This window comes from Deinococcus malanensis (assembly GCF_014647655.1).
Lineage (GTDB): Bacteria > Deinococcota > Deinococci > Deinococcales > Deinococcaceae > Deinococcus > Deinococcus malanensis.
Map to the genome: position 1 here is coordinate 18,980 of NZ_BMPP01000018.1, position 13,243 is coordinate 32,222.

Annotated in this window: 5 protein-coding genes; 2 read left to right on the plus strand and 3 right to left on the minus strand. The window is 63.0% G+C overall.

The genetic code is table 11. The features are described 5' to 3' along the window. Positions 1–318 precede the first annotated feature (318 nt). From IEY49_RS17385 to IEY49_RS17395, 3 genes are all read right to left on the minus strand, one after another. A complete protein-coding gene (locus IEY49_RS17385) occupies positions 319–3,012 on the minus strand; it encodes a hypothetical protein (protein WP_189011082.1) in 2,694 nt (897 codons plus the stop codon). After that, complete coding sequence (locus IEY49_RS17390) at positions 2,997–8,285, minus strand: RecQ family ATP-dependent DNA helicase (protein ID WP_189011083.1); 5,289 nt, start codon at positions 8,283–8,285, stop codon at positions 2,997–2,999. Before IEY49_RS17390 ends, IEY49_RS17385 begins: the two co-directional genes overlap by 16 nt. A 163-nt stretch (positions 8,286–8,448) precedes the next feature. Then, complete coding sequence (locus IEY49_RS17395; RefSeq protein ID WP_189011084.1) at positions 8,449–10,968, minus strand: ATP-dependent helicase; 2,520 nt, start codon at positions 10,966–10,968, stop codon at positions 8,449–8,451. Positions 10,969–11,330: 362 nt separating this feature from the next. On the opposite strand from IEY49_RS17395, the gene IEY49_RS17400 reads away from it, so the two are divergent. Together IEY49_RS17400 and IEY49_RS17405 are read left to right on the plus strand one after the other, a co-directional pair. After that, positions 11,331–11,918, plus strand: coding sequence for a uracil-DNA glycosylase family protein (locus IEY49_RS17400; protein WP_189011086.1), 588 nt, complete (start codon positions 11,331–11,333; stop codon positions 11,916–11,918). Positions 11,919–12,123: 205 nt separating this feature from the next. Continuing rightward, complete coding sequence (locus IEY49_RS17405; RefSeq protein WP_189011088.1) at positions 12,124–13,200, plus strand: nuclease-related domain-containing protein; 1,077 nt, start codon at positions 12,124–12,126, stop codon at positions 13,198–13,200. Positions 13,201–13,243 lie beyond the last annotated feature (43 nt).

A 13,243-nucleotide genomic window follows, 5' to 3' on the forward strand; every position in this document is an offset into this window, starting at 1 on the left:
CGCGTACACATCCGAAGAGAGAACCATTACTCCGCCACTCTAGGTAAAAATCCGGACGCCACGGTGCAGTCGATATCGATGACCTCCTCCCTGACCCTTGCTAGACCAGCCCCCCAGCGCGGCATAAGCGGGCGACTATGGAGAACGAGCCTGGTTTGCATTGGGTCTGAACCAGCCGACCTTGTCTGTGACGACCTCGTAGGAACGTGTAAAGCCCAGGGATGATGCCAATCTGCGTCGTTATCAATAAGTGTTCGCCAGAGCGCGAAGCCGCTGTCAGTCAACGGCTGTCTCATCATCGGCCGCGAGTACCAAGGCTCAAGCCCGAGCAGCATTGTGCTCAATGGCTTGCCAGGCCCGTCCCACAATAGGACGGGAAGGGGCGGCTGCCATGCCGAAACGGTAAGCGTTGGCGGCAGCTCCAAACGCTTTGTCTTGGTTGTCGTGGCCAGGCTTGAGCGGCAAAGCATGCAGGAGGGCGCACCACTCGCCAAAGGGAATGTCTTCAGGAGACCGCTTGCCCCGCTCTCGCAACACGGTTGGCTGGCCAGGAATCAGGTAGTCCGTTTGGCCGCAGGGATGGACCACCCGCAGTATTTCCTTCTGCGCCGCAGCGTTAAGAGCGGCCGCTATCACGCCAGCCTTCACTTGAATGGGATTGAGACGAGACTGAGCCGCATAGCGCCGCACCAGCCAACTCTCGGTGATCGGCCCTTCTTCACGGACCAGTTGAATCACCGCCAGCCGAATCAGCGTGGCGGCAGCTCGACGTGGATCGGGCAACGTCTCCGTCAAGGTCTGCAGTGGTGCGAAGCGGAGGACCGCCGGAGCCGGATGGGGCCCTGCCGGAGCATGCAATGCCACAGGTGCAGGGGCCTTGACCACAGACGATATCGCTGGTTGCCGCGGCGGAGGTGTCCGGGGAGGGAGGGTCCGGGGGGCCGCCTGCGCTTTGAGGGCCGACACCATCGGTTCGGCCTTCCCCACTGCCCGCGCGAGTTGCTCCTCGCTGGCCGCCACATTGCGACGAAGCCAGTCGAGGGCCTCTTCACGCCGGTCAAAATGAGCCAAAACCTCCGCTACAAACGGTGCCAGTTCACGTCTGGTGGGTTCCCAGCTCTGCCGGGGCCGTCGGTAGCCGTTACCGGCCCACCCCATGACGTCGAGCGACGCTGTGACAAAAGAGGTGGGCTCCAGGTGCTGGCCGGTGAAGGCCTCCACCAGTTTGCGCAGCTGCGAATGATGAATGACGCCGCCATAGAGATGACCCAGATAGCGTGCGCACTCCTTCTGCCGGCCCACATCTTGATGACGGCGGACGAGGTACCCACCGGCCGTCACGCGGTACCCGTTGGCGCCCGCGTTCACCTGGTCAGCGCTGAGGTGGAGAGCCGCCAGGTGCGGGGCGGCGACCACCGGCCGTTGATCGACGCTCAGTTGTCGGGCCCGGCGTGGTAGATCGACTATGAGCCGTTCCCTCTGTTTGGGGGTGAGGGTCGGTGTTGAGGTCGGAGGCTCAGCGGGAGCGATGGCGCGCGCCAGTTTGGCCATGGCCACGCTGAGGTCGAGGTCCAGTAAGCCGCCCTCTCCGGTTCCTTCCCCACTGCGTCCCCGTTGCCAAGCCTGTTCACGGTAATCCTGGCCTTGCAGGGGCGCAGAGGCTTCCCAGAGCACTTGGGGAATGGTGACCGGGCGCTGCAGCGCCCCATACGGAGGCGCGTAGCCGGCGTCCTGTTCGCCGCACACCAACAGTTTGTACGGCAAGGCCGCTTCGGCCCAGCGGATCGTGAGCCGACCGGCTCGGTGCTGCCGAACAAGATCGACCGGCAAGTCCCCTTCACCGCACAGCAGGAGGTTCACCGTGATGTTCTTGTCGTCACTGCGGCGCAACAGAAACTCCAACACGTCCTTCTGCGCGAGCACCGCCTCCCGCGGTCCCTGCAGCCAGTAGGTGTGCCCCACCGCCGTCCGCCACGGTTCAGCCGGGCTGAGGGTGGCTTTGAAGCCGCCCTGGAAAGGGTTCAGCGTCAACTTCTGCCCTTCTTGAACGTCCAGCAGGTCGAACAGTTCCGCGAACTCCCCTCCCAACTGCCCGTGCTGCGCCTCCACCTGCAGTGGGGGGAATTTGTCAGTGCGGCCGTCAACGTCCAGGTACAGCAGAAACTGCGCGGGATACCCGCTGGCGGGCACGCTGCCACTACTCAGCGCGGCCTCCCCCAACCACCATTCCGTGGTGCGGCTCTGGACGCTGTGCAGGCCCCTTCGAATAAAGAGGCCCCCCGGCAACCGTTCAAAGTGCAACCGGGTCAAGTGCGCTTCCAGCATGGCTTCACTTGCCGGTCGGTCAAGATCCGGATGGTCCGGAAGAAGCTCATCCAGAATCAGTTCATCGCGGGCAGGCAGCACATACTCGGCACTTTGTGCGGACACTGGAAACGTCAGGTCGTTGACGTTGGTCAGGACAGTGACCTGACCCCGGTACACGCCCGCCTGCTGAGGCCGGGCCTGAAGAGTCACCTTTTGGCCTTCCTGCGTTACCTCAACCCAGTCGGGGGCCTCGACCCCTTGAACCTGCACATCGGCCTGTGTCCCGTATCCCTCGTTGCGGACGTCAAAGGTTACGCCCCGGAGACCCAGCGCACCCCCACAGTAAGCGGTGGCCGCGATGGGGGGCCGAGGGCGGGCCGCATGCTCTCGGAGCTTCGCTTCGAAGGGCCCGCGACTGGCGGCGGAAGGATTCCAGCGGTGCACCCTAAGCTGCACACCATCGGCACTGCAGATGCCGTCCACGATGATCTCTCGGCTGTACGGGCTCCAGGTCAGCAGCGAACTCTCAGTGACGGCGCGGCGCAGGTCTGCCAAGGTCACTTGAGGCCCCAGATAGGCCCGCAGCAAGTGCAGCAACACAGATGCCGGCAAGGTCAAGTTGCTGCTTGCATTCACAAACTTGCTTTCCAGCAGTTTGGCCAGCAGGGCCATCTCTAATTCCCGGGCGACTAGGCTCGCGTCCATTTCTGTGCCTCCTTAAGTCCTGTGTCAGTAAGCGCGAGGACCGCGAAGCCGCCTTCCGTCCGGGGAGCCACCGCCCCTTGCCGGACCAGACGGTCGATAGCGTCCTCGATCTTCTTGTCATCCACGAAACGCAGCAGCCGGTAGCCAGGAGCAGAGCGCTCAAAGACCGAAAACATTTTGAAAGTGTCCCCGCGCTTTTGGCCCTCTTCCCCCCGCAGGAGCTGAATCAACGTGCCGCGCCCGCGGGCTTTTCCCGGCCCACTCGCTTCATGCTGGAAGTAATGCATCATGCGCAGCAGCTCGCGTTCCGGGTTCCAGATGTCACTCAGGTTCTGGCTGGGCTGCCCGCTCCACGGCACACTGAGGTCCGGCGCACAAACATCACACCGCCCGCAACGGTGGTAGGGCTGCCGGTGCTGATCGAAGTACGCGTGCAGCTGATACTCCCGGCAGCCTTGGGCGGTCAGGAACCGCTCGAACTCTCCGAAGCGCCCGAGTTTCTGCTCGCGCAGCTTCTTGCACTTCGCTTCGTAGGCTTTGAGGTCCCAGCGGCGGATCCGCACGTCCAGCGCTGGCGCCAGCGGGTTGACACCCAAGCGCCCTTCGCGGGCGTAAGCGTGGAGCTTCTCCTGCAGGGCATCCGCCGCCTCACGGCCGAACTCACGGGTGAGGTGAACAGCCCCGTTCGCCTCCAGCAGGGCCTGCACTTGCGGGTCTTTCGGCGGGTCTACCCCATAGAGCGGGAAAACCCGGTAAGGGCCCGGCACGAAGTCCGCCTCCACCACCCCGGCTTCTTGCAGAAGGTGGAGCACCGTAGACAGGCGCGAGATGTCCACATCCTCATCGGCCAATTCGCGTTCGGTCGGGTAGGTGGCCGCACTGATGCGGGAGAGCAGCGCCTCGACGTCCTGACCGCTCGGGTACGTCTTCCCAATCAGATTGGTGGCCCGCCGGCGAAGGTTGCCGGATTTCAACAGCACCGCGTACGCGGGCTGGCCATCCCGACCGGCTCGGCCCGCTTCCTGCACGTACGCTTCCAAAGACAATGGCGCGTCGTAGTGCACCACCAAGCGGATGTCCGGAGCGTCCACGCCCATCCCAAAGGCGTTGGTGGCCACCATCACCTGAATGTCCCGGTCTTGGAAGAGTTCCACCAGTTCGGCCCGGATGGCTGGCGAGAGACCTGCGTGATAGGCCTCGGCGCGGATGCCCATCTCCCCCAGCAAGGCGGCCACCCGCTCGGTGCCGTCGCGGCTGCCGGCATACACAATGATTCGCCCTTCGCGGCCCGCTTCTGTGCGGCGCAGCCCCTGAATCAGGTCCACCAGCACCTGATCGCGTTGCCCTTTGGTGGTGCCAATCACGCGGTAGTGCAGGTTCGGGCGTTCCACTGGCTGGGTTTCATGCACTGGCGTCTGCATGTCCAGCAACTGAACCAATTGTTTTTGCACGGCGGGCGTGGCGGTCGCCGTGAAAGCCGAGACCGGTGGCCGCAGGCCCCAGTGGCTCAGGGTGTCGTGCACTTTCAGGTAGTCCGGGCGGAAGTCATGGCCCCACTCGGTCAAGCAGTGGGCTTCGTCGTACACCACCCGCGTTGGTGGATGCTGCCTCAGCAGCTCTTGCAAGTCCTTGCTGCGCGTCACGCGTTCTGGCGCGACATACAGGAGTTTGACGTCGCCCCGCTCCGCATCCCGAATTTGCGCCAGCTGCTCTCCCCGCGACAGTCCGCCCCACAACCCTGCGGCCGGCAGGCCGAGCTGCTGAAGGCGCAGTACCTGGTCTTGCATCAGGGCTACCAGCGGTGAAATGACGAGCGTATATCCATCGGACAGCAGCGCTGGTAGCTGAAAAATGACGCTTTTCCCCGAGCCGGTCGCCAACACCGTCAGTAAGTCTTGCCCGTCCAGGGCCGCGAGCATGCCGCTCAGCTGGCCGGTTCGCAACTGCGCCCCCGAAATCTCGAAAACCTCACGCAGACCGCGTTCCAGCACAGCGGGCCAGGCCTCTCGTGGCTCGGACGCCAGCAGGTCGCGCAACTCGGCGAGCAGCCAGCCTTTGGCAGAGACCAACGGCGGCATGGTGAAGACCTGACCATAGAGGCCGCCTAGCGCGTCGTACAGCGCCTCACGGCTGCTCAGCCGGTGAATGTTCTGTGGAGGAATAGGCAGCGCCCCCAAAAAGCGGCCCTGGTAGTGGCTGACCGGCAGGCGCTTGTCCCAGAGCACGAACGCCCCGGGGCCGCAGTCCTGCCGGTCATCGCGGACCAGGCGGCCGAAAGCCTGAACAAACTTCAGCACTGCGCGCGGCAGGTAGATGGTGTTCCAGAACTTTTCAAAGTCACCCAGGGCCACCCGCTGCTGACTGAGCACCACGTCTGGGATAGGAAACGGGACCCGGTCGAGGCTCACCATGCTGAGGTTGCGGATATCCACCCCTTGCATAAACCCGGCCGAGCCCAAGGCGGTGCCGACTGGCCGGGCGTTCAGGTCCCGTACGACCCGGTCTGGCCCGTCGTTCACGCTCGAGAGATGAGGCACTTCCGCGTCCTGCAACACTTTGGACACGCCGCGCTGGCGTTCGTTGGCGGTCAGGATGTGCAGCGACCGGTGCGGCAGTTGCGGCGCCAGGTACGAGAGTTCCTGGCCAGCCATCGCGGCGAACGTAGGCTGCCGGGTCAGCGGCAGATGCCCAGCAAGCAGCACTTGCCCGAGGTCGTACGGCAGGGTGGGCGGCAGCGTCAGGAAGCGGGCCTCGGGCAGCCCCAGTTCGGTTTGGAAGAGGCCGAAGTCCTCGACTTCTCCCTCTCCGTGGGCCGATTCACTACCAGGAATGCGCAGCGTGGCACTCGTGAACACGGCAGACTTTAAGGCCCCCCACAGTGGTGCGAGTCGCTCATGCAACCAGAGCGGCACGCTCCAGAGGCTGCCTTCCTCATCGCCGGCACTGACGGCGTACACGTCCTGGCCTGGGTCTCGGCCCAACAGCCCTTTGAGCGTCTCATGGGCCGCGTCCACCCGGCCAGACAGAATCTCGACCTCTTCTTTGAGGGCAGGCAAGCGGGCGAGGTCACGCAGGTACTGCGAGAGGAGCGGCAGACGCTTGAGGATGCGCTGGCCGCTCTCCCGCACCGCCCGGAACTCTGGTGAGTCTGCTTGGGCGGGCGTGATGGCGGCTGTGTAGCCAAAGCTGCTGCTGCCCTGGCCGTGCTGCATCGCGAACGTCCGCAGCGCGCGGTGCCAGCCGCCCAGGTCCTCACGCAGGTCAGCAAGCCGCGGCACCAATCGGCGGATGAGCTCCACCACCTCGTACGCCTTGTGCTCAATGGCTTGGCGCTCTGCCCCGCTGAGAAAGCCCTGCTCGTTGACCACCCGGCGTTTCCAGAGGGTAAAAGCCCGCATCACCTCGTCGGGGAGGTCGCTTTGCCGCGCGAGCCAATCTTGGGTGGGATCGAGCAGCTTATCTGGCGCTTGAGGAGCGTCACTGATGAGGCTGCGCAATTCGGCGAGCAAAGCCCGGCCACTGTTGTGCCGGGCCGGGTAGTCGCCAAGCAGGACGAGCAGGTCCCGGCCGAGCTTGGCCGCGTCTGCTCCTAACCGGCGCGGCCGCTGCTCAAGCAATTCATTGAGCAGGGCCCGCAGTCCCTGCACACTAAATTCCCTGCGCAAGGCGCTCTGGGCCGCTTCGCTCAAGTCATGCGCTTCATCGATAACCAGCCGCGAGAGCGGAATGCCTTCGAGTTCCTCTTTGCCCTGAATCAGGGTCTGGAACAGCAGGGCGTGGTTGATGACGATGACCTGCGCGTCTTGCCGCGCTTGGAACAGTGGGTGGTACGCACAGGTCCGGTGGAAGTCGCAGGCTTCCGAGCAGCGCGCGCGGACGGTCGCGACGGTCTGCCGCAGCCGCCGGTAGTCGGCCGAGAACCGCAAGGGGGTCGCCGGGAAATGATCGAACTCGCCTTTTTCGGCATGCAGCACAAACAAGGCGGCTGCCCGCGCTTCTCCGGGCGGCATGAACAACTGTCCGGTTTCTCCATCGTGTTTGGTGGCGAGCCAGCGGGCCAGGCGGTCTGGGCACAGGTAGTTCGCCTGACCTTTGAGGGCCAGTACATTGACGTTGAAGCCGGCGGCGCGCACGGCTTCAGCTTCTTCCAGGACCTGGTTTTGCAATTGACGGGTGTGGGTGCTGACGATGATGGGGTGCTTGGCTTGCCCCTCCAGGAGAGCCGGCAGCAGGTAGCCCCGCGTCTTTCCCGTTCCGGTGGGCGCTTCGATGATGCTGACCCCTCCGGAAGTTAAGGTGCGGCGGACCTCGTCGACCATGCGCTCCTGTCCTGGGCGCGGGGTGCTCAACAGGTCGCGCCAGGTTTTTGGCGTGGTTCCGTTCTGGTGCAGCACCTGCGCCCGCGAGGCATCCTCTCGGAGGACCCGGGTCGCCCTGGCCTTTACCTCACTGACGTCCACGCTCGGCCGCAACCAGACCAATCGGAATTCTGGTACGGGCAGCACCTGCAGCAGGGCCTGGTGGGCCTCTGGGAAGGCCTGCAGGCGGGAGAGGCAGGCGTTCACGACCTGCAGGGTGGCCCGGCAGTCCTCCAAGGCCCGGTGGGCGGACTGGTGCACGTGACCGGCGACCCGCGCGTGTAGGGCTTCGAGCTTGTACACCTCAGGCGGCTCCGGATCGCGTGCAAACGCTAAGGGGGCGAGCAACAGGGAGTCCAGCACAGGCCGTGCGCCCAGGTCGAGCTTGACTGACTCCAGCGCTCGGCGCAGGACGGGCAGGTCGTAGTGCTGGCCGTTGTGGGCCAGCAAGGCGGCGTCGCCCAGCCAGCGCTTAAAGTCGGTCAGCGCCTGCCCCAGCGGTACCCCGTGGGCCTGCAACTCTTCGGCTGTCAGCCCGGTGAGTTGTGCCACCGCCTTGGGGAGAGGAACATCGCGGATGAGGCATTGGAAGTGCTCGGTTTCCTGCCCGTCTACCACCCGAATGGCGGCCAGTTCGAGGATCTGCGCCTCATCCGGGTCAGCCGAAGTGGCTTCCAGGTCAAAAATCACGTACTCGGTCAGGTTGAGCGAGGCATCGTCGGAGGTCGTTGGTTCTTCGGCCTGACCAGGTAGCAGCAGGCGGCCGTCCTCATTGAGGATTCGACCGCCACTGGCTTCCGCTGCTTTCTTTAAGGCTCCGGGCGTTCGCATGACGCCCAACTGCACAAGTTCTTCCAAAGTGCTGGGCCCCCGTGCTTTGAGGGCCGCAATAATCCGCTCTTCAACAGAGGACATGGTGCCCCCGTGACATCCTCACTGACCTATCGTTCAAAGTGGAACTATCTTAGGTCAAATGTGCTGCTCATCCCTCTCATACTGGGTGCAATCCCCACCCTTTAAGTGAGGTTGGCGCCGGTGAAAATGTGTTGCTCATTTCTCAAGATGGGTCTCGTGCCCTTTAGATGAGGTCGAGACGAGTGAAGTTGAGAGACACCCGCTTGGTCTCCGCGGTGAAGCGGATCAGAGCTTCTGGTTGTCCGGCGACTTGGCTCACTTGCAGCACCTCCCCCTCCCCCAGTTTGCGATGCCTAACCCGGTCGCCTACCTTCAGATCGACGCTTTTCGCGGCCGTTCGGCCCAAAGCGTCGACGCCAGGTTCTTTTTTGACCGCCGAGGAACGGGCGGACGCCGGAGCGGTGGGTTGGGTCAGGATTTCACACACCGCCGCCAGGTCTGGGAACGCCTTCTCCATCTCGGGTGCGAGATGGTCTACGGGACCATGTTGCGCATAGCGAGTGAGGTCTAGCGCCCGCCCAGCTGCCTGACGGACGTCGTCACGGCCCTGCCTGGCCAGCTGTCCCTGAAGGGCGGTGAACCGGCCTAACAGTCGCGCCCGGTAGGTCCGGTCCACCCAGCGCTGCACAAAAGCCTCGTGTTCGTATCTCCCCAGGAGTTGCGCTGCTTCGAGGGTATCCACTGCCGTCCAGGTTCCAGGGTCACGCTGGAGCAGGCCCGCGAGCCGGTGATGCTGGCCGACGACCGATTCGTAAGCGACCTGTTTGAGGAAGTCGGTGGTGTCATCGTCATCGCCGGTGATCAGGTGCAATTCTTTCTGGGCGCGGGTCATGGCCACATAAAAGACGCGCCGTTCTTCCTCGCTGGCTGCTGCGTCCGCACTCGGCTTGTTGCCGAAGATGCCAGCGATACAGTCTGGAATGATGACCACCGGCCATTCCAGCCCCTTGGCGCGGAACGCTGTCATGAGGGTCACGCGGGGGACGTCCTGGTTCCCGCGGCGCTGCAGCTGTTCCTCGTAGCGCACCTGCTCATGCAGCTCGGCCAGATGGGTGATGAGGGCCCCGAGTGAGCGCGTCTGGGCCATCTCGGCCAAGGCATCAATGCTCCCGGCACGCTCCTCTCCGAACTCCTGCGTCGGGGCCGAGGCAATCAGGTACTCGCGGTACCCGATGGCGCTGACAAAATCCAGCAACACGTCTTTGCCTGGGGTGGTGCCCATATCCTCGGACAAAAAGTCCAGCCAGGTGGCCAGCAGCGTCAAGGGCTTGCGGACATGCTCGGGCTGGTCGGCGCTGTAACTCTCGAGCACTGAGGCCAGGGTTCGCTCCCCCCGCCACGCTTGACGGGCAATAGCCTCAACATCTGCGGTTTTCAGATACCGGGAAGGCCGGTTCGCCACCGTCCGCCAGAGTTTTTGTACCTTTTCTCGCCGAGAGGTGCTGAGCTCCTCACCGTTCATCAGGTCTAGATCCGCCAGGGCGAGCTCCAGGTAGGCCGTGAGAGTGGTGACCTCTGCCCGCCGGTAAAACGGGACGGCGCCGACCAGACGGTAGGGCACCTTCTCCTGCAAAAAGACCTGCTCGATCTCGGCCGACTGGGCATAGGTGCGGAGCAGTACGACGACTTCTTCCGGGCTGTGGCCCTCGGAGATGGCTTTGATGGCGACCCGCGCCGCTTCTCCGGCCCGAGGGGAGTGGAGGTGGACGCCACTGCCGCCCCGCGTGGCCCGCAGGCGCTTGGGCGCACGTACCTTGTTCTCTGCGATGACCTTGTCTGCCAGGGCGATGACGCCCAAGGGGCAGCGGAAGTTACTGGGTAAGGTGTATTCCTGGGCGCCGTAGCGCCCTGCAAAGCCAAGAATGAACCGCGGGTGCGCGCCGCGCCACTGATAGATCGTCTGATCATCGTCCCCGATGGCCATGAAGGACCGGGCGCGGAGGGCCACCAGGTGCATCATTTCGCTCTGGGCGAGGTTGACGTCCTGGAACTCGTCGATGTTCACGTAATCCCAGCGGGACGTGATGTCGTCGTGCAGGGCCGGGAAGCGCGACATCAGCATCCAGGCGGCCACGATCAGGTCGTCGTAGTCCAGTTTGCCTTCCCGGCGACGCAGTTCATCATGCTTGGCGTAGAGACGGGCATAGACGTCTGGGCCGGCGTCTGGCGGCGTGATCAGGGCCGCAGCGGCCTCCGGAAGGGCTGCCGGCATGTAAGGCAAGCGGAGATTGCCCTTCTGAATGCCGAGATACGTCTCAAAGTCCTTGAAGGCCAGTTGCCGGAGTTGGGCCGCAAAATCACGGTCGGCCTCGTCGAGCTCCGCGAGCAGCAGCTTGCGGGCCTCGTTGAACAGGCGGTGACTGAAGTGCTCCTCGCCAATGACCAGTTCGGTGAATCCCATGTCCCGCGCGCGGTCGACAATGCGGGTGGCTAAGGCGTGAAGGGTCAGAACCGCCACGCCCGTGCATTCTGGATACTGGGCGAGCTTTTCTTCCAAACTGCGCCGCGCCTCACGGGTAAAGGTGGTGGCGAGAATCCGTACCGGCCGCACTTCCTGCTTCCGTACGAGCTGCCGGATGCGGCCCACCAAGGTGGTGGTTTTGCCACTGCCTGCTACCGCAAAGACCAGGGCATGGCCGTCTCCGTGGTCGACGATCCTCTGCTGTTCAGGCGTGAACTCCATTGCCATGATGGTAGAGGTTAGGCGCAGAGGAAACGCCTTGGTTCATTGGAGGCCCCCCGACACTGCGGGCCTGACTGGCCTTCAACAGAGGTTGCACTGTTGAACCACATGACGGGTGCCTAGGTCTCCCGAGCCGTCAGAAACGGCAGGTGAGCCTCCTGACGTGGCCCTGGCCACGCCAAATAGGACCAGCTGCAACTGCGGGCCCAGACGTTCCTGCTCCAGAGTGGCCTGTGGAATCACCACCAGCCAGCTCCGATTCCAGGGCAGCGAGACCATCCGCACGAGCTTCGCAGGGTTGGAGGACCCGTCAAGTCATCGAGAACATCAGCTCAACAACGATATTCCGATAAGATCGGAGCGTGTCCTACGAAACGGAAGGGCAGTGGCCGCGAAAGCGGGGACGGCTGGAGAAAGCATATGCCCTGCCGTTGACCCACTACGTACAGCGGCTCAGGCAGGAGCATGGACATGACAACGTGCCCGACTTTGATCCCGAGGACGGGGGAGTCTCGGCAAAAATCCTCTTGCTCTTAACCAGCCCCAGCCCCCATGCCCTGCCACACTCGGGAAGTGGCTTCGTTTCCATGGAGAACCACGACTCCACCGCTCAAGCGGTGAACAAGGCCGTGCATTCATTGTTGATTGGCCGCATGTCCTTCGTTCTCTGGAACCTCGTTCCCTGGCGCACACCCTCTGAAAAGCCAACGGGAAATGAGGTGGCTGCTGGCCTGAAGGAACTGGGGGAGCTGATGAAGCTGCTCCCGAACGTTCAAGTCGTCATCGCCACAGGGACATCCGCGTCCTCTGTGGCGGAGCAAATCAGGCCTCTTATAGGAGAGCGACACTTGATGACCTGTGCCAGCCCCAGGCCGAGAGGGAAAACGAAAGAGGCTTCGATCAGTGCGCTTGTCCAGACCCTGAAACAGGCAGAAGCAACACTGAGCTAGAGCGTCTAGAAAACACCTTCGCCATATATCGAGTGAGCGCCACATTTGCTTGTGCTTCTGGAGGCTGGGGCACCACATCCTTATGGTGGCCTGGGCCGCGTAAATGGCCCTTGTGCAGGCCCCTACTCTTCAAGCAGCTCCGGTTTCACAGGCGGGCCGAGTTAGCCTTTGAAGTTACATCCAGAACGCTATGCTGAGCCTATCCATGATTGTCAAAGACCATCAGGCACCCCCGACCAGTGACCGGTTTCAACGCGCCGGAGATGAAGCGGAGAAGCAGATGGCCTTTTACCTGCGGCGGGCTTATGGCAGTGATCCCGACGTCCACGTCTTCCACAATCTGCGCTTTGAGAGAGGACAGGAAGCAGCACAGATCGACCATCTCGTTCTGCACCGCAGCGGCGCGATCATCGTTGAGAGCAAGAGCGTGACCAGCGCCGTACGCATTAATGAGCGAGAAGAGTGGGCCCGTCAGTGGAATGGGCGCTGGGCTGGCATGCCCTCCCCTGTTCTGCAGGCCAAGCGGCAAGCAGATTTCCTGCGCTCCTTTCTAGATGCTCACAAGGAGGATCTGCTGGGCAAAGCCCTCTTCGGACTGAAGCAAAAGACGTTCCGGGCGTTTGTCATTGATGTGGTCGTGGCTATTAGTGATCAGGGCGTCGTGCAGCACAAAGGGAAGCTACCGGATGTGCGCAAGGCTGATCAGGTGCCTGACCGGGTGCGGCAGCTCATCGCAGATCACATCCAGCTAGCCCACCCGTTGAGCAAAGATCCTCGTTCGAATACTTGGGGAGTCACGATCACGCCAGAGGAGCTTGCTCGGGTCAGTGCGTTTCTTCGGGCCAGGCATACGCCCCGTGTCCAGGAGGGGGATCCAACCGCTTCAGCGCCCGCGGGGAGCACCCTTTCTGCTCCAACAGCCACCTATGGGAGATATGCGACTCCTCCACCGGGAGCCTCTCCAGCTCTGTCGGTGAGCGTTGAACCTCCGCCTCCTTCTGCGCCGGTGTCTGTACCTCCTGCGCCAATGGCCACGGCATCAGGTCCATCGGCTGTCACGTGCCGGCATTGTCAGAGTTCTAACGTGGAGGTGGCCTACGGAAAATACGGGTACTACATCAAGTGCCTCGACTGCGACGGCAACACGCGAATCCAACTGACCTGCCCCACGTGTCAGGCGAAAGCCAAACTTCGCAAAGCGGGATCCGAGTTCTTTGCGGAGTGCTCAGCGTGTGATTCCAGCACTCTGTATCACCGGAATCAACCTTCAGGCCGGGCCTGAGGAAGCCTGTCTTGTTCAACGCATGGAGCTCCTGCGGCGGCAA

What these genes read in the sequence shown, in the direction of transcription:
- IEY49_RS17385 (WP_189011082.1), bottom strand. Translation starts at nt 3,012, where the DNA reads ATGGACGCGAGCCTAGTCGCCCGGGAATTAGAGATGGCCCTGCTGGCC.
- IEY49_RS17390 (WP_189011083.1), bottom strand. Translation starts at nt 8,285, where the DNA reads ATGTCCTCTGTTGAAGAGCGGATTATTGCGGCCCTCAAAGCACGGGGG.
- IEY49_RS17395 (WP_189011084.1), bottom strand. Translation starts at nt 10,968, where the DNA reads ATGGAGTTCACGCCTGAACAGCAGAGGATCGTCGACCACGGAGACGGC.
- IEY49_RS17405 (WP_189011088.1), top strand. Translation starts at nt 12,124, where the DNA reads ATGATTGTCAAAGACCATCAGGCACCCCCGACCAGTGACCGGTTTCAA.